Annotated in this window: 17 protein-coding genes; 11 read left to right on the forward strand and 6 right to left on the reverse strand. The window is 67.5% G+C overall.

Translation table 11 applies throughout. The annotated features are described in order from the left end of the window. Positions 1 to 20 precede the first annotated feature (20 nt). The 3 genes from ASD69_RS14280 to ASD69_RS14290 all read right to left on the reverse strand — a co-directional run bounded on the left by ASD69_RS14280 (position 21) and on the right by ASD69_RS14290 (position 3,014). Positions 21 to 1,907, reverse strand: a complete 1,887-nt coding sequence (locus ASD69_RS14280) for a hypothetical protein (RefSeq protein ID WP_162250659.1) — start codon at positions 1,905 to 1,907, stop codon at positions 21 to 23. An 87-nt stretch (positions 1,908 to 1,994) separates the two neighbouring features. Continuing rightward, the gene (locus ASD69_RS14285) at positions 1,995 to 2,420 is read right to left on the reverse strand and encodes a prepilin-type N-terminal cleavage/methylation domain-containing protein (RefSeq protein WP_056179218.1); all 426 of its coding nucleotides are present in this window, start codon (positions 2,418 to 2,420) and stop codon (positions 1,995 to 1,997) included. Between the two features lie 165 nt (positions 2,421 to 2,585). Then, positions 2,586 to 3,014: a prepilin-type N-terminal cleavage/methylation domain-containing protein gene (locus ASD69_RS14290; protein WP_056179222.1), complete on the reverse strand. Its 429-nt coding sequence runs from the start codon at positions 3,012 to 3,014 to the stop codon at positions 2,586 to 2,588. A 454-nt stretch (positions 3,015 to 3,468) separates the two neighbouring features. Between ASD69_RS14290 and ASD69_RS14295 the strand changes: the two genes are divergently transcribed. The 5 genes from ASD69_RS14295 to ASD69_RS14315 are packed head-to-tail and all read left to right on the forward strand — an operon-like array spanning position 3,469 to position 7,038. After that, on the forward strand, positions 3,469 to 3,831 hold the full coding sequence (locus ASD69_RS14295) for an EamA family transporter (protein ID WP_157489411.1): 363 nt from the start codon (positions 3,469 to 3,471) through the stop codon (positions 3,829 to 3,831). Positions 3,832 to 3,842: 11 nt separating this feature from the next. Then, a complete protein-coding gene (locus tag ASD69_RS14300) occupies positions 3,843 to 4,634 on the forward strand; it encodes a glycosyltransferase family A protein (protein WP_056179229.1) in 792 nt (263 codons plus the stop codon). Further along, positions 4,631 to 5,647, forward strand: a complete 1,017-nt coding sequence (locus ASD69_RS14305; RefSeq protein WP_082576489.1) for a glycosyltransferase — start codon at positions 4,631 to 4,633, stop codon at positions 5,645 to 5,647. Before ASD69_RS14300 ends, ASD69_RS14305 begins: the two co-directional genes overlap by 4 nt. A gap of 24 nt (positions 5,648 to 5,671) precedes the next feature. Beyond that, entirely contained in the window at positions 5,672 to 6,337 is a 666-nt protein-coding gene (locus tag ASD69_RS14310) for a class I SAM-dependent methyltransferase (RefSeq protein WP_056179231.1), read from the forward strand. Next, entirely contained in the window at positions 6,325 to 7,038 is a 714-nt protein-coding gene (locus ASD69_RS14315) for a methyltransferase domain-containing protein (RefSeq protein ID WP_056179234.1), read from the forward strand. The genes ASD69_RS14310 and ASD69_RS14315 overlap by 13 nt, the downstream gene beginning before the upstream one ends. 46 nt (positions 7,039 to 7,084) lie before the next feature. Here ASD69_RS14315 and ASD69_RS14320 read toward each other — a convergent pair whose 3' ends face one another. After that, positions 7,085 to 8,494, reverse strand: coding sequence for a sigma-54 dependent transcriptional regulator (locus ASD69_RS14320; protein WP_056179236.1), 1,410 nt, complete (start codon positions 8,492 to 8,494; stop codon positions 7,085 to 7,087). A 65-nt stretch (positions 8,495 to 8,559) separates the two neighbouring features. Further along, positions 8,560 to 10,179: an ATP-binding protein gene (locus ASD69_RS14325; protein ID WP_056179239.1), complete on the reverse strand. Its 1,620-nt coding sequence runs from the start codon at positions 10,177 to 10,179 to the stop codon at positions 8,560 to 8,562. Positions 10,180 to 10,440: 261 nt separating this feature from the next. Here ASD69_RS14325 and sucC point away from each other — a divergent pair, with 261 nt between their 5' ends. From sucC to ASD69_RS14355, 6 genes are all read left to right on the forward strand, one after another. After that, complete coding sequence (gene sucC / locus ASD69_RS14330; protein WP_056179243.1) at positions 10,441 to 11,607, forward strand: ADP-forming succinate--CoA ligase subunit beta; 1,167 nt, start codon at positions 10,441 to 10,443, stop codon at positions 11,605 to 11,607. A 12-nt stretch (positions 11,608 to 11,619) separates the two neighbouring features. Continuing rightward, a complete protein-coding gene (gene sucD, locus ASD69_RS14335; RefSeq protein WP_056179245.1) occupies positions 11,620 to 12,495 on the forward strand; it encodes a succinate--CoA ligase subunit alpha in 876 nt (291 codons plus the stop codon). 104 nt (positions 12,496 to 12,599) lie between these two features. Then, positions 12,600 to 12,890 (forward strand): DUF1778 domain-containing protein, encoded by a 291-nt coding sequence (locus tag ASD69_RS14340; protein ID WP_056179248.1) that lies wholly within the window; start codon positions 12,600 to 12,602, stop codon positions 12,888 to 12,890. Then, positions 12,887 to 13,183: a type II toxin-antitoxin system RelE/ParE family toxin gene (locus ASD69_RS14345; protein WP_056179251.1), complete on the forward strand. Its 297-nt coding sequence runs from the start codon at positions 12,887 to 12,889 to the stop codon at positions 13,181 to 13,183. Before ASD69_RS14340 ends, ASD69_RS14345 begins: the two co-directional genes overlap by 4 nt. 68 nt (positions 13,184 to 13,251) lie before the next feature. Next, positions 13,252 to 14,889 carry an NAD+ synthase gene (locus ASD69_RS14350; protein ID WP_056179253.1) on the forward strand — a complete coding sequence of 546 codons (1,638 nt, stop codon included), beginning with the start codon at positions 13,252 to 13,254 and terminating at the stop codon, positions 14,887 to 14,889. 67 nt (positions 14,890 to 14,956) lie between these two features. Further along, entirely contained in the window at positions 14,957 to 15,340 is a 384-nt protein-coding gene (locus tag ASD69_RS14355; protein ID WP_056179256.1) for a RidA family protein, read from the forward strand. A gap of 193 nt (positions 15,341 to 15,533) precedes the next feature. Here the strand turns inward: ASD69_RS14355 and ASD69_RS14360 are convergent, their stop codons facing one another. Beyond that, positions 15,534 to 16,601 carry an AraC family transcriptional regulator gene (locus ASD69_RS14360; protein ID WP_056179259.1) on the reverse strand — a complete coding sequence of 356 codons (1,068 nt, stop codon included), beginning with the start codon at positions 16,599 to 16,601 and terminating at the stop codon, positions 15,534 to 15,536. Positions 16,602 to 16,779: the final 178 nt, after the last annotated feature.

A 16,779-nucleotide genomic window follows, 5' to 3' on the forward strand; every position in this document is an offset into this window, starting at 1 on the left:
CGGTGCCTGTGCCGCGCCTCCTAGAGCGCGGCGCGCACGGTCGCCAGTTCGCGACGTTGCTTGGAGTCGTAAGGTTTGATCGTGCCTTCCAGTCGGTCGAGCATGCGCTGGGCCTGCGCGCGCTTACCCTGTTTGGCGTAGGACCACGCCATCAGCAAGCCGACTTGCGTGTCGTGACCGCTAGGTTCCCATAGCGACGCCGTGAGCGCCTCGGCCTTAGCGAAATTGCGGTCCATCGCATACAGATCGGCTGCGATGTAGCGCGTACGCCACTTGGGCATTGCGTCATCGGGTTGCTGCGGCGTCGCTGCCGCCATCTTGAGCAGGCTCTCGGCCAGACGGCTATTGGTGATCTTGCCGCAGCCATGGCTTTGCGTGGTGTCCGCCAGGAATTGCAGGGAGGACAGCTCGAAAACGGTAATCTGCGGCAGGGTCAGCGCGGTCAGCGTATCCAGTTCGGCGGGGTCGGCATCCGAATGATGCAAGCAGTTGCCGGTGATCATGTTGATCCTGGCCAGCAGGCGATTTCGCGGGTCGGGGCTGCGCTCGAGCCGCAACATGATGTCCATGTGCTCGTCGTAGCGGCGCGCCTGCAGCGCCATGACAGCGCGATCGAAATTGGCGCGCAAGGAATCTGGGTGGAATCTGAGTCCTTGCTCCACCACCGTATCCAGGTTTTTCCAGACCATGACGCGGCCCATCGTGGCGAACGCCAGGACCAGACAGAAGGTGCCTGCAGCGATCATTCCCAACTGGCGCGTCGATAGCACATTGGTCTTGAGATTGACGCCGAGCTGGCTGGCCACCGCCACCAGAGCCAGCAATATGCCGACGGAAGGCAGGTAGTTGCGGTGCTCGTAGTACATCTCCAGCGGCAGGAAGCTGGACTCGATCAGGTGCCCGACCAGGAAGAAGAACCAGCCCGCGAACACGGTTGGCATGCGCTTGCGCACGGCGATCGCGCCTGCGCTGAGTGCAGACAAAGCCAGGATCGCCCACAGCGTGCTCGGCGGCGAAAACAGCCCGGTGGAAACCGCGAAATCGTCGGTGTACAGGCCCATGGCCGGACTGCGCGGTATCAACAGGGATATTAGGTAGTCGGCCAGCGCGCGCGGCTGCGTCAGCAGGCGTTCGCCGAGGGTGAACCCCCATTCCGAGTATCCGCCCAACAGTTTGTCGGGTGCGATCGCAAGCAGGCCCAGGAGCAGCAATCCGGGCACAGCCAAGCTCAGGCCGAAGAAGGCCCAGATCATTCGGCGCGAAGCGGTCTGACCCGAGAAGTAGGCCAGCTCGATCACCAGGCATAGCGCGGGCGCGATGGCGGCATTCTGCTTGCTCAGCAGGCCCGCGAGAACGAGCAGCGGAATCAGCGCGAACAGCATTAGCGCCGCACTGCGCTTATCTCCTTGAATCAAGTGGCGGCGCGCGACCAGATAGGTCCATACCGATGCCAGCACGAACAACGTGCTCAGTTGCGCCATGCGCTGCACGGCGTACAGCACGGTGCTGACTTGCAGCGGGTGCAGCAGCCAGAGCGCTGCAGCCGTGATCGCGAGCGCATTGGCGTAGGGCATCAAGCGCGGGTCTTCCGCCAGAGCGCGCCGGCTCACCGCCCATATCAGCACTCCGCAAACCAGGTGAATCACCAGGTTGCCGAGCTTGAAGGAGAACGGGTCCGTGCCGCCGATCCAGGCGGTGAGCAGGAAGCTGGCCATCGCCACCGGCCTGGAAAGCAGCAACGAGCCGTTGCTGAACAGGACTTCCTGCCAAGTGGCCTTTTGCTTGGCCCAGGCGAATAGGGTGGTGAAATTCCAGCCGTCGTCGAACAGGAACGGACCGGACAAGCCCTGCCAGTAGATAACCGCCGTTACCAGCAGGACCAGGCACAACAACAGCTTATGGCGCATGCTCATCCCCAGGCGGGGAATCCGCCGCTAGCGCTTGCTACAGGATGCGCATGGCTCGGAGCACATGCGCATCAAGGAACCCGGATACTAAGGGGTTCTGCATTCGGCGGGAAGCTGCGAATTGTTAGCCTGCCCCGTCGCGCTGCACGTCCATTCGATGCGGCCGGTATTCGGCGCGCTGCTCGGAACCAGGGTGATCGTGGTCACGGGACCGCCGGTGCTGCGGGTGACCATGACGATCGAACCGCCGTTCTGGACTTGCACGGACTGGCAATAGTCGCTGCTGGTGAACGAATAGCCGGTATTGGTCTGGGTGATCAGCGCCAAGCCTTCGGCCGAGTGCGCGGTCTCGCCTACGGCGAGCTTGGCGCCGCTGGCGACATTAAGGCATTCGGCGTTCTTGGTGCGGATCGAATAGTCCTGATAGGCCGGTAATGCGATGGCGATCAGGATGCCAAGGATCGCAATCACGATCATCAGCTCGATCAGGGTGAAGCCGTTTTGTCTGTTCATGGTCGGTCCCTCTGCAGGACGGATAAGTCGCGAGCCGATATGGCGTTGCGGACCGACAGGGGGGTGGTCCAACGCTGTTGCAGGCAGATGCAACAGGCCTCTCAGAAGAAACCCCGGCGAACCGGGGTTTCTCGTTGTAGCGTGAAGCGAATTACGTCGAGCGAATTACGGGGCGCGGCACTCGCCCGGCAGCTGCGACTGGTTCGCCATGCCCGTGGCCGAGCAGGTCCAATCGATGCGGCCGCTGTTGCTGGTGCTGCTGGGAGCCAGCGTGAAGGTCGTGTTCGGACCACCGGTGCTCTTGGTGACAGCGGTGATGGTGCCGCCGTTGGCGATCGAGACCGAGTTGCAGTAGTCGCTGGCGGTGAAGTTGTAGCCGGTGTTGGCCTGGGTCACGATGCCCAGCGAACCACGGTCCTGAGCGGTTTCGGCGACGGCAAGCTTGGCGGCCGCGGCGACGTTCAGGCACTCGGAGTTCTTGGTGCGGATCGAGTAGTCCTGGTAGGCCGGGAGGGCGATGGCGATCAGGATGCCGAGGATCGCGATCACGATCATCAGTTCGATCAGGGTGAAGCCTTGCTGGTTGTTCTTCATTGGTGTTTCCCCTAGGAGTGGTGAACTTCACGTGCCTGCTGGCCCGGCTTGGCGGTCCGTCGGCTTGCCGTGCGTAACTGCACGTGCACCAGAAGCATACGCATAACCCATGCCAATAGCGGCCACGGTTGTTTCGAAAATCCAAACTGGCAAGGCGATCACGCTAACGCGGCGAGGGCGTAGAATCGAGGTGACGTAATTTGTCAGTGGTGATTCGGCCGTGTGACGCTGTGCGTCACTTCATGATTGCGAAGACGTTCGGACTCGAAGGAATCGGTATGGAGGGCCGCGCCGGCCCCTCGCGCCGCAGGGGTGACCGCCATCGCAGCTATGCGGATCCCGGCCGACCGGTCGGAGCGCAAGCTTGCATACTTATATGTCCAGCGGGACGCAGGGGCTGCATAGCGTCTACGCAAATCAAGGCCTTGGGGGCTGAGTGATCCGCGAAATTTTCATGATCCTGTTCGTGAGCTGCTCGACCATCGGCAGCCAGTTGCTGATCAAGCGCGCCTTGCTGCAACTGGCCGTGCGCAGCCCCGACCTGAAGGGTTTCGACTGGCTGATGTCGGCCATGCTGTCGCCAGGCGTGCTGGCCGCGATCGCGATCCAGGGGCTGGGCTTCACCATCTGGGTGATCGTCGTGAGCCGGGTCAAGCTCGGCATGGCGTTCGCGATCTCCGGCGCGACCATGTACATACTGATGGCGACCGCGAGCTGGCTGGTCTATGGCGAGCGGCTCACGCCGGCGCAATGGGTCGGCGTCGCGCTGGTGTCGTCCGGGGTTTTGCTGCTGGCATCGGTGGGGCAGGGCTCCTGAGCGTCGCGCGCGTGCCCGAATCGCTGCATTCCTTCGTCGTTCCCGCCTATGGGCGTTCGCCGCATCTGCGCGCGTGCCTGGACTCGCTGCGCGCGCAGAGCCTGCCTTCGCGTCTGCATGTGGCGACTTCGACGCCCTACGAGGGGCTGGCCGAACTGGCGCGCGAGTACGGCGCCACGCTCGCGGTGCACGCCCCGAACGCCGGCATCGGCCGCGACTGGAACCAGGCCCTGGCCCAGGCCGACACGCCCTGGGTCACGATCGCGCACCAGGACGATCTCTACCTGCCCGAGTTCACCCGCCGCACCTTGGATGCCGCCGCCGCGCATCCGGACGCGGCCTTGCTGTTCACCGGTTACGCCGAACTGCTGGGCGATAGCGAGGCCGTGCGCGGCGCCACCGCGATGCTGCGGATCAAGCGCCTGCTGCTGGAGCTGGCGTTTCTGGGGCGCGGCGCGATCGCGCGACCGGGCGCCAAGCTGCGCGCGCTGCGCTTCGGCTGCCCGATCCCGTGCCCGTCGGTGACCCTGGCGCGCGGGCCGGTACCGCCGCGCTTCCGCGAGGACCTGCGCGTCAATCTGGATTGGGACGCCTGGGTTCGGCGCGCGCGGGAGCCGGGCGCGTTCGTGTACATTCGCGAGCAATTGATGCTGCATCGCATCCACCCCGGCAGCGAAACCAGCGCGGGCGTGCGCGATGGGGTGCGTGCGGCGGAGGACCAGATGATGTTCGATTCCCTGTGGCCGCGACCGATCGCACGCCTGCTCGCGCGCGCCTATCGCCTGTCCTACGAAAGCGCATGAGCCAGCTCGCCGAACCGATCGCCGCCTTGCCCGGGCTGGAGCCCGCGACCGACGCGCCGCGTATCGCCGTGGTCGTGCCCTGCCATCGCGTGCGCGAACATATCCTGGGCGTGATCGAGGACGTGCCGGCGGCGGTGTGGCGCATCTACGTGGTCGACGACGCCTGCCCGGAGCAATCCGGCCGTTACGTCGAAAGCGAATGCCGCGATCCGCGCGTGCGCGTGCTGTTCAACGAGGTCAATCTGGGCGTGGGCGGCGCGGTGATGACTGGCTATCGCAGCGCAGTGGCCGACGGCGCCGATGTGGTGGTCAAGATGGACGGCGACGGCCAGATGGCCGGCGCGGCGCTGCCGCAGCTGGTCGGGCCGATCCTGCGCGGCGACGCCGACTACACCAAGGGCAACCGCTTCTACGACCTAGCCCAGATCGGCCGCATGCCCAAGCTGCGCATCTTCGGCAACGCCATGCTGTCGTTCATGACCAAGATCTCGTCCGGCTACTGGGACGTGTTCGACCCGACCAACGGCTACACCGCGATCCACGCCAAGGTGGTGGCCAAGCTGCCGCTGAAGAAGATCAGCCGGCGCTACTTCTTCGAGACCGACATGCTGTTCCGGCTCAACATCATCCGCGCGGTGGTGGTGGACGTGCCGATGGACGCGCGCTACGGCGCCGAGACCAGCAATCTGCGCATCTCCAAGATCCTGTTCGACTTCCTGTTCAAGCACGTGCGCAACACCTTCAAGCGGGTGTTCTACAACTACTTCCTGCGCGACCTGTCGCTGGCGTCGATCGAGCTGGCGTTCGGCCTGCTGTTCATGGCGGTCGGTGGCGCGATGGGTCTGGGGTTCTGGATCGAGTCGTTCCGCAGCGGGGTGCCGACCAGCGCCGGCAGTGTGATGCTGGCGGCCTTGCAGATCATCGTCGGAATTCAATTGTTGCTGGGTTTCCTGGCCTACGACATTTCCGCGGTGCCGCGGCGTGCCGTGCATCCGCTGTTGCGCGATGAATAAGCCCTCATCGATCGCGGGGGCGTCATGAGGATCGGTCCGCTGCTGCGGGCATGCATGCCCGCGTCGCTGGAACGTGCGGCAGCCAATGCCTATCGCGCGATATTCGTGGACTTGGACCGGGTGGCCGCGAAGTTGGCCGAGGCGCTGCCGGCCGACGCCAGCGTGCTGGACATCGGCGGTGGCGACGGCGAGCTGCTGAACCGATTGTTCGCGCTGCGTCCGGACCTGCGCGTGACCATGGTCGATGTCGCCGGCAGCGTGGGCCGGTTCCTGCGCCCGCAGTTCCATGCGCGCGTTGCCTTGGTGCCCTCGACCACCATCCAGGATCATTTGCTGTCCCTGCCGGGCAAGTACGATGCGGCGATCGTGGTCGACGTCATGCACCATGTCGCTCCGGAGCAGCGCGAGGATTTCCTGCGCGCCGTCAGCGATGCGCTGCGGCCAGGCGCGCCGTTGCTTATCAAGGACGTCGAGCCTGGCCATTACCGGGCGACGCTGGGTTTCCTGGCCGACAAATACATCAGCGGCGATCGCGGCGTGATGCTGATCGGATCGGCGCAGGTGGCGGAGATGGCGCGGCGTCTGTTGCCCGACAGCGCGCCGGCCGAGCTGGGTCTGTTGACGATAGACCGGCCCAACTATCTGGTGCGCGTGTGCGTACCCCAAGGCGACACGCCATGCAGCCGTTGAGCTATACCGCCCTGGAGGCCGTGAAGGTGCCGCGGCCGCGCGATCGCGTCGCCCAGATCGAGGCGCATGCGCGCGGCAAACGGGTTTTCGATCTGGGCGCCCTGGACGAGACGGCCTACGCCGCCAAACAGGACAACGGCCGCTGGCTGCACGCTCGCCTGTGCTCCGTCGCGCACGAGGTGGTGGGCATAGACAACTCTGCGTTGGTGCCGCCCGAAGGGCTGCAGACGCGCCCGAACGGACGCATCGTCAATGCGGACATTTTCGCGCTGTCGTCGTCGGTCGCACTTTATGGCCGGCCCGACGTGATCGTCGCCGGCGAATTGATCGAGCATCTGCCCGACACGCTGGCGTTCCTGCGCAGCCTTAAGGCCAGTCCGGAGCTGGCCGGCGTCGACTTCGTATTCTCCACGCCGAATGCCTGCAGCTGGCACAACATCGCGATCGGGCTGATGGGGCGCGAGTCGACCCATCAGGACCATCTGCAAATCTATTCCTACAAGACGCTGCGAACCCTGTTCGACCGCGCCGGCGTCGAGTTGTTGTCGCTGCAGCCCTATGGTGCGCGCTTCGACGAGATGATCGAGCGTAGCGGCGGCGCGACCCGGGTTGCGGTCAAGGGCTTCCAGGCCACGATCAATGCGCTGGAGTGGGTCACGCCGGTGCTCAGCGCCGGTTGGGTCGGCGTGGCGCGTATCTGATGGGTCTGGCTGGTCCGGCCGTCAGCGTAGCGGGCGGCCGAACTCCTCAGTCGATCCCGAGCTTCTTGAGCTTGTAACGCAGCGCGCGGAAGGTGATGCCCAGCGCGGCGGCGGTGCGGGTCTTGTTGTAGCGGTTTTCCTGCAGCGCCTGCTGGATCGCGGCGCGTTCGATTTCCTCGATGTACGAGGGCAGGGCGCTGGTCGAGGTGTCGCGGGGGTTCAGCGTGCGCGGGTCGACGCCGGCCGCGGGAGCGGGCGCGGAGGTTGCCGCGGGAGCGCCCGCCACGGGCGCAGGCGCCTGGGTCGACAGGCGCGGCAGGCGCAGGTCGGCGGCGTTGAGCAGCTCGCCTTCGGCCAGGGCCAGGGCGCGCTCGAGGATGTTCTCTAGTTCGCGCACGTTGCCGGGGAAGGCATAGGCGCGCAGCGCTTCCAGGGCGTCGTCGCCCAGGCGCGGAATCGGGCGGCCTTGGGCGCTGGCGAGGCGTTCGAGCACCTTGCTGGCCAGGCCGGGCAGATCGTCCAGGCGTTCGCGCAGCGGCGGCACGCGCAGTTCGATCACGTTGATGCGGTAGTACAAGTCCTGGCGGAAGCGGCCGTCGGCGACCAGCGCGGCCAGGTCCTTGTGGGTGGCCGAGAGGATGCGCACGTCGACCACGACCTCGGCCTGGGCGCCGACCGGACGGATCGACTTTTCCTGGATCGCGCGCAGCAGCTTGACCTGCATCGGCAGCGGCAGTTCGGCGACTTCGTCGAGGAACAGGGTGCCGCCGTCGGCGGCCTGGAACAGGCCGGGCTTGTCGGCGTGGGCGCCGGTGAAGCTGCCCTTCTTGTGGCCGAAGAATTCGCTTTCCATCAGCTCGGCCGGGATCGCGCCGCAGTTGACCGGCACGAAGGGACCGCCGGCGCGGCCGCCTTCGGCGTGGATGGTGCGCGCGACCAGCTCCTTGCCCACGCCTGACTCGCCGGCGATGTAGACCGGGGCCTGGCTGCGCGCGACCTTGCCGATGGTCTGGCGCAGCTTGGCCATGGCCGGCGATTCGCCGTATAGGCGCGAGGCGACGGTGTCGGCGGTGCTGCGGCGGCTCTCGTTCAGTTCCAGCGCGTGCCGGACCAGATCGCGCAGCACGGTCAGTTCGACCGGCTTGGCGACGAAGTCGAAAGCCCCGGCCTTGAGCGCTTCCACCGCGGCTTCGACGTTGCCGAAGGCGGTGATCATCGCCACCGGGGTGTCCGGATGCTTCTGGCTGATCTCGGCGATCAGTTCCAGACCGGAGCCGTCGGGCAGGCGCATGTCGGTCAGGCAAAGATCGTAGCGATTGCGGGCCAGCTGGCTGCGCGCCTCCGAAACGCTGGAGGCGGTGTCGCAACGCAGGCCCATGCGGCCCAAAGTCATGACCAACAGCTCGCGAATATCGCGCTCGTCGTCGATCACCAGTGCACTACGAGTTTCAGCCATTGCATCCTCCGCCCGACACGATAGCTTAAGGGTGCGTCACGGCCAAGCCGGGAGCGTGCTCCAGGTCACGCCGGCAACATCGCGTTGGTGCCGGAGAGATGGATACGGAAGCAGCCGCCGCCGCCCGGCATGGGTACATAGTCGAGCGAGGCCTGGTTCGCCCGCACCAGCTCGCGGGCGATGTACAGGCCCAGTCCGGTGCCGTGGCTGGAGGTGGTGAAGAACGGCCGGAACAGCCGTGAGGCCACCGATTCGGGAATGCCCGGGCCGCGATCCAGCACGTCGATCACCGGCGCCGCGCTCGCGTCCAGATAGGCGTGCACCGTGACGCGCGCCGGTTCGCCCGGCATGCGGCCGTAGGTCAGGGCGTTGTGCACCAGCACGGTCAGGGCCTGATGCAGCTGGCGCGGATCGACCAGGGCCGGGATGCGCGGCTGCGCCGAGGTCGCGCGCAGGCTGTCCAGTTCGATCGGGTGGCTGGTGTTGTACTCGTCGACGAACTGGCGATTGAACGCGACCAGGTCGACATGCTCGGGCTTGGCCGGTTCGCGCCGCGCCATGCCCAGCACGTTCTCGACGATGCCGTTCATGCGCGTGCCCTGCTGGCGCACGATCTCGAGCAGGCGGCGGTCGGCCACGGCGATGTCGCGCGACTCCTCCAGCAACTGCACGGCGTAACTGATCGCGGCCAGTGGGTTGCGGATCTCGTGGGCCAGGCTGGCCGAGAACCGGCCCAGTGCGGCCAGGGTGATCGATTCGGCGCGGCGCGAGACCAGCGAGGTGTCGTCCAGGAAGATCAGGGTCTGGTCGCTGCCGGCGAGCAGCCGGGTGAAGCGCGGCACCACCTCGGGCTGGTCCGGCGCCATCTGCAGCGGGGTCTCGTCCGGGACCGCGTCGGCGCGCCAGCGCCCCAGCCGGCGCGCAAGCTCGGGCGAGGCGATCGCCAGGTTGCGGTGGCTGTGGTCGGAATGCTCGCCGGGTTCGCCCAGCAGCAGCATGGCGGCCTCGTTGGCCAGGCGCAGGCGTCCCTCGCCGTCGACCAGCAGCACGCCGGTACGCATGCGCCGGATGATGAGTTCGTTGACCTCGGCGTAATTGGCGGCCTCGGCGCCGCGGCGCTCGGCCAGGGCCGAGCTGGCGCGCATCTCGCGCCCGAGCAGGCTGGTCAGGGTGGCGATGGCCATGAAGCCCAGGGCGAACATGACCGGCTCGCCGACCACGCGTTCGCTGCCGCTGCCGATCAGCTCGCTGAATGCGTACTCGCCCAGCAGCAGCGCCACCGCGATCACCGCCATGCTCAGGCCGTAGCGCATGCGCAGCAGCAGGGCCGCGGCGCCGACGTTGAACACCAGCATCAGGGCGATGCCGGTGCCGGCGGCGGGCAGGGCGTGCAGGGCCAGGATGCCGGCCAGCAGGTCGACGGTGATGCCGATCAGGGCCTGGGTGTGTAGGTTGCCGCGGCGCCCGGACACGAACAGCAGCATCGCCGCCAGCATGTAGCCCAGGACCACGGCGCGCGCGAGCAGGGGCAGGCTGGGGGCGCGGATCAGGACCTGGGCCGGCCCGAACACCAGCAGCGCCAGCAGGGCGGCCTCCAGCAGCCGATACAGGGTGAAGAAGTACAGCTCGCGGCGCAGCGCATGGTCGGCGTCGGAGGCGGCGACGGGGGCGAGACCTGACGGCAAGCGGCTGACCCTGTCCGGACGGAATGGCGCCGAGTATGCGCGAAAGCGCCCGGATCGCCCATGCGCCGGGCCCCGCGCGCAAGGCCTCCCGGGGCGGTCGCGGGCCGCCCCGGCGGGCTTTGCCGGGTCTGGCGGGGCCGGCCGGGTCCGGGCCCGGTTTTGCTCGCTCCGCCGCGATCGGCGACAATGCGGCCCCCTCGCGCTGGCCCGCCCAGCGGTCCGCTATTCGCGCGGGACGTCTTTCACTCCCCTCGGTGACGCATGAATTTTCACGAATATCAGGCAAAGCAGCTGTTTGCCGACTATGGCATCGCGGTGCCCGCCGGGCGCGTCGCGCGCACGCCGGATGAGGCCGTTGCGGCCGCCAAGGCCATTCCTGGCGACCTCTGGGTGGTCAAGGCCCAGATCCACGCCGGTGGCCGCGGCAAGGCCGGCGGCGTCAAGCTGGCCAAGAGCTACGACGAAGTGAAGCAGTACGCCACCGCCATGCTCGGCACCCGCATGGAGACCTACCAGTCCGCCGGCGTCGCCCTGCCGATCGACACGGTGCTGATCTCCGAAGGCACCGACATCGCCAAGGAGCTGTACCTGTCGGTGTTGGTCGACCGCTCCACCAAGTCGATCACCTTCATCGCCTCCGCCGAAGGCGGCGTCGAGATCGAGAAGGTCGCGGCCGAGACGCCGGACCTGATCAAGACCCTGCACGTGAACTACATCCAGGGCCTGCAGGCCTACCAGTGCCGCGATCTCGGCTTCGACCTGGGCCTGAACGCCAAGCAGGTCGGCCAGCTGACCAAGATCATGCAGGGCCTGTACCGCCTGTTCAACGAGAAGGACCTGGCGCTGGTCGAACTGAACCCGCTGGCCATCCTCACCAACGGCGACCTCGCCGTGCTCGACGGCAAGGTCAACAGCGACGACAACGCCACGTTCCGTCACAAGGACCTGGCCGCAATGCGCGACATCCGCCAGGAAGACGAGACCGAGGTGCTGGCCAGCCAGCACGACCTCAACTACGTCACCATGGACGGCAACATCGGCTGCATGGTCAATGGCGCCGGCCTGGCGATGGCGACCATGGACGTGATCGCGCTTAACGGCGGTTCGCCGGCCAACTTCCTCGACGTCGGCGGCGGCGCCACCAAGGAACGCGTGACCGAGGCCTTCAAGCTCATCCTGAGCTCGGACAAGGTCAAGGCGATCTTCGTCAACATCTTCGGCGGCATCGTCCGCTGCGACATGATCGCCGACGGCATCATCGCCGCGGTCAAGGAAGTCGACGTCAAGGTGCCGGTGATCGTGCGCCTCGAGGGCACCAACGTCGAAGCCGGCAAGGAACTGCTGAAGAACTCGGGTCTGGCCATTACCCCGGCGGACGATATCAACGATGGCGCTAAGAAGGCGGTTGCCGCCGTCGCCGGCAAGTAAGGGGCCACTGACATGTCCGTTTTGATCAACAAGAACACCAAGGTCATCGTCCAGGGCTTCACCGGCACGCAGGGCAGCTTCCACGCCGAGCAGATGCTCGACTACGGCACCCAGGTCGTCGGCGGCGTGACCCCGGGCAAGGGCGGCACCCAGCACCTGGGCCTGCCGGTCTTCAACACCGTGCGCGACGCGGTCGCCCAGACCGGCGCCGATGCGTCGGTGATCTACGTGCCGCCGCCGTTCGCGGCCGACGCGATCCTGGAAGCGGCCGACGCCGGCATCAAGGTCATCGTCTGCATCACCGAAGGCATCCCGGTGCTGGACATGCTGCGGGTGAAGAACACCCTGGCCGGTTATCCGGACACGGTCCTGATCGGTCCGAACTGCCCCGGCGTGATCACGCCCGGCGAGTGCAAGATCGGCATCATGCCGGGCCACATCCACCTGCCGGGCAAGATCGGCATCGTGTCGCGCTCGGGCACGCTGACCTATGAAGCCGTCAAGCAGACCACCGACGCCGGCCTCGGCCAGTCGACCTGCATCGGCATCGGCGGCGACCCGATCAACGGCACCAACTTCATCGACGCGCTCAAGCTGTTCCAGAACGATCCGCAGACCGAGGGCATCATCATGGTCGGCGAAATCGGCGGCTCGGCCGAGGAGGAAGCGTCCGAGTACATCGCCCAGCACGTGACCAAGCCGGTGGTCGGCTTCATCGCCGGCGCCTCGGCTCCGGCCGGCAAGCGCATGGGCCACGCCGGCGCGATCGCGTCGGGCGGCCAGGGCACCGCCGCCGGCAAGTTCGCGGCGATGGAAAAGGCCGGCATCACCACGGTCAAGTCGCCCGGCGACCTGGGCGCGGCGATCGCGAAGCGTCTGGCGAAGTAAGCCGGCGCCACCGTGTTGCGAAGAAGCCGCCTCCGGGCGGCTTCTTCGTATGTAGCACCTTTGTGCTACGCTGCTCGCAGCACCCAGACGATCCGGAGGCGCCGATGTCGACCACCACGATCCGACTCAGCGATGAGCTCAAGGCGCGCATCAGCCACGCCGCCGAGCGCGCCGGCACCACCGCGCACGGCTTCATCCTCGGCGCCATCGAGGAGAAAGTGGGCGAAGCCGAGCGCCAGCGCGAGTTCCTGGACGAAGCCGAACGTCGCTGGCAGGCCTTCGTAGCCGATGGCCAGGTCCTGGCCTGGGAGGACATGCGCGACTACCTGGAGCGCCGCGCGCGCGGCGAGCACCCGGACTTGCCCGTCGAGAAGACCTTCGGGCGCCAGCCGTGACCCGAATCGTCCTCTCGCCCGGATTGGCGGAGGATTTCGCGCGCATCCTCGACCACCTGGATCGGCATGAGGTCGCGCAACGCGAAGAGCGCATCGCCGGCCTCCTGCATGCCGTGGACGTGCTAGCCGACAATCCCTTGATCGGACGCGCGCAGGCCGGAGATTTGCGTGAGCTCGTCGTGGGCCGCGAAGGGCGGGGCTACGTCGCGCTGTACCGATATATGAAAGAGTTCGACACGATCCTGATCCTGGCCATTCGAGGCCAGCGCGAAGCCGGTTACTCGCACGACTGAGATCGAAGCTTCCAGTCGACGCGACCCGATGCAGCGCGCATCAATCCCCGTTTTCCGAGACTCGCCGCATGTCTACGCAACTCCGCATCGCCCTGGCCCAATTCGATTTCCCGGTCGGCGCCGTCGAGCGCAACGCCGAACGCATCGCCGAAATGATCGTGGAGGCGCGCGACCGGCATCGCGCCGACGTGGTGCTGTTCCCCGAACTCGCCATCAGCGGCTACCCGCCCGAGGACCTGCTGCTGCGCCCGAGCTTCCTGGCCGACTGCGAGGCCGCGCTGCTGCGCGTGGCCGCCACCACCCAGGGCATCACCGCCGTGGTCGGCTGGCCGCAGGCGGCTGGAGCGGTGGTCTACAACGCCGCCAGCGTGCTGCGCGACGGTCGCGTGGAGGCGACGTATCGCAAGCGCGAGCTGCCCAACTACGCAGTGTTCGACGAGCGTCGCTACTTCGACGTCGATCCCGACGGCGAGCGCTGCGTGTTCGAGGTCAAGGGCGTGGCGCTGGGCCTGGTGATCTGCGAGGACTTATGGTTCCCCGAACCGCTGGCGGCGACCGCCGCGGCCGGCGCCGAGCTGGTGCTGGTGCCCAACGCCTCGCCGTTCGAGCGCGACAAGCACGCCCAGCGCGACGCCCTGATCGCCCAGCGCGTGCGCGAAAGCGGTTGCGCGCTGGCCTATCTCAACGTGGTCGGCGGCCAGGACGCGCTGGTGTTCGACGGCGCCTCGGTGCTCGCCGACGGCGACGGCCGCGTGCACAACGCCGCGCGCGCGTTCGAGGACCATTGGCTGGTCGCCGACTACGACGCCGCCACGCGCGCGTTCGCGCCGGTGGCCTGGCCCGAGGAAACCGACGACGGCCGCGATTCGCTGGCCTGGCGCGCCATCGTGCGCGGCACCCGCGACTACTGCCGCAAGAACGGCTTCGATTCGGTCTGGCTGGGCCTGTCCGGCGGCATCGATTCCTCGCTGGTGCTGGCGATCGCGGTCGACGCGTTGGGCGCCGACAACGTCACCGCGGTACGCATGCCTTCGCGCTACACCGCCGGTCTGTCCAACGACCTGGCCGCCGAGCAATGCCAGGCCCAGGGCGTGCGCCTGATCGCGCTACCGATCGAAAAGCCGTTCCAAGGCTATCTGGACACCCTCGCCGAGACCTTCGCCGGCAAGGCCGTGGACGTGACCGAGGAGAACCTGCAGTCGCGCACGCGCGGCGCGCTGCTGATGGCATTGAGCAACAAGTTCGGCGGCCTGCTGCTGACCACCGGCAACAAGAGCGAGTACGCGGTCGGCTACGCCACCATCTACGGCGACATGTGCGGCGGCTACGCGCCGATCAAGGACCTCTACAAGACCGAGGTCTACGATCTGGCGCGCTGGCGCAACGCGGTCGCGGGCGCGCCGCTGATTCCGCCGGGCGTGATCGACCGCCCGCCCTCGGCCGAGCTGCGCGACAACCAGAAGGACCAGGACTCGCTGCCGCCTTACGACGTGCTCGACGCGATCCTGCTGCGCCACGTCGACCAGGAGCAGTCGCGCGACGAGATCGTCGCGGCCGGTTTCGCCGCCGACACCGTCGACCGGGTGCTGCGCCTGGTGCGCATCAGCGAGTGGAAGCGCCACCAGGCCGCGCCGGGGCCCAAGGTCTCGCACCGCGCGTTCGGGCGCGAACGCCGCTACCCGATCAGCAACGGCTACCGCGGCTGACGCCGCCGCGCCGCACGCGACGGCGCAAACGTCTTAGCATTCCCCGTCCCCCATCAGGAGCCCGTCCATGTCCAAGCAGATCATCAACACGGCCAAGGCGCCCGCCGCGATCGGCCCCTACTCGCAGGCCGTGCGCGTCGGCGACACCGTCTATCTGTCCGGCCAGATTCCGCTCGATCCGGCCAGCGGTCTGGTCATCGAGGGCGACATCGAGGCCCAGGCCCACCGCGTCTTCCTCAACCTCAAGGAAGTCTGCGAGGCCGCCGGCGGTTCGCTGGAAAAGATCGTCCGTCTCGGCCTGTTCCTGACCGACCTGGGCCACTTCGGCAAGGTCAATGCGGTGATGGGCGAGTACTTCAACGCGCCGTATCCCGCACGCTCGACCGTGCAGGTCGCGGCGCTGCCGCGTGGCGTGGCCTTCGAGGCCGACGCGATCATGGTGCTGGACTGATCCCAGTCGCGATCGCGGCGGTGCGCGCTCGGCGCATCGTTCCGGGGGGGGCGGGCAGGGCTCGCACGACCCGCGCCCTGGGTGCCGCAAAACCTACAGATGTTCCAAAAGCCGTTCGTGGCGAGCCCGTCGAACCGGGGGCGCTGCCGCGGGTCGCTGCGGGCCTCGCGTCGCGCGGTTGCGACTCGGCGGCTCAGTCCGGCGCGGTCCTGCGCACCGCCGCCTCTTCCAGCAGCCGCTCGCGCGCCTCGCGCGGGGTGGTCTGGGTCAGGCGCTTGAACGCGCGTCGGAACTCGCGCGGGTCCTTGTAGCCGATCGCCGCCGCGATGCTCGCGATTGGGCGTTCGCGGTCGCGCAGCAGGGCATAGGCCTGGTCGATGCGCAGCCGGTCGTGCAGCGCGTTGTAGCGCGTGCCCTCGGCGCTGAGCTGGCGGCGCAGAGTGCGCTCGCTCACGTGCAACTGCGCGGCGATGTCGGCCAGCTTGGGGTCGCTTGCCAGTTGCGCGCGCAACAGCCGCTCCACCGCCGCCGTGGTCTCGCCCGGGGCCTGGGTCGCGGGCATCTGCGCGCGCAACAGCGCCAGCACCTGCTGCGCCGCGATCGGGTTGTGGGTGCTCAGCGGATGCGCCAGCCAGCGTTCGTCCAGCACCAGCCGGTCCTGCGGCTGGTCGAAGGCGATCGGGCATTCGAACACCTCGCGATAGCGTTCGGCGTAGTCCGGCGCCGGGTAGCTGAACTCCAGGCGCAGGGGCTTGAGCGCCGCGCCGACCAGCCCGCGCGCCAGCGCCAGGCAGCTGGCGAAGAACTCCTCGCACACGAAGCGGTGGATGGCCGCGTTGGCCACGATCATCTCCCCGGCCAGGGCGATCTCGCCCGGCGCGGCCGCGCTTTCGACGAAGCGCATCAGGCTGCCGACCACCGGCGTGAAGCGCAGGCCCAGCGCGATCGCCTCGCCGAAGGTGGCGGCGGTGGTCATGGCCAGGCCGAGCAGGCCGAAGTTGCCGACGTTCTGCTGTGCGCCCAGGTCCAGCCCGATCGACGGCGGTAGTACCCGCAGCGCGCGTTCGACCACGATCGCGGTCTGGCGGTCGGGCAGGCGCACGCCGGGGTCGTCGATCTGGGCGCGGGTGAGCTGGGTGCCGAGCAGCCAGTCGGCGCTGGACACGCCGTGTTCCTCCGCGCTACGGAACAGGCCCCACAGCAGATTCGGCGACATCAGGGCGATGTCGGTGCGCGGCGCTTCCTGGATCCGGTGCGGCATCGTTCTCGCAACTTGGCCGTTAATCCCCCCTTAGTGTGCCGCAACTGCCCTCACGCGCGCGCGTGACCGCGGCCGAGACTCGTGAATGGAACGGCGGCGTCGGCAGGGGGTGCCGCGCGGCCCAACGCAGCGGCGCGCGAGCGCGCCAGCCACGACCACACGGGGAGCGCAAGACTCG

Source organism: Lysobacter sp. Root604 (genome assembly GCF_001427505.1).
Lineage (GTDB): Bacteria > Pseudomonadota > Gammaproteobacteria > Xanthomonadales > Xanthomonadaceae > Lysobacter.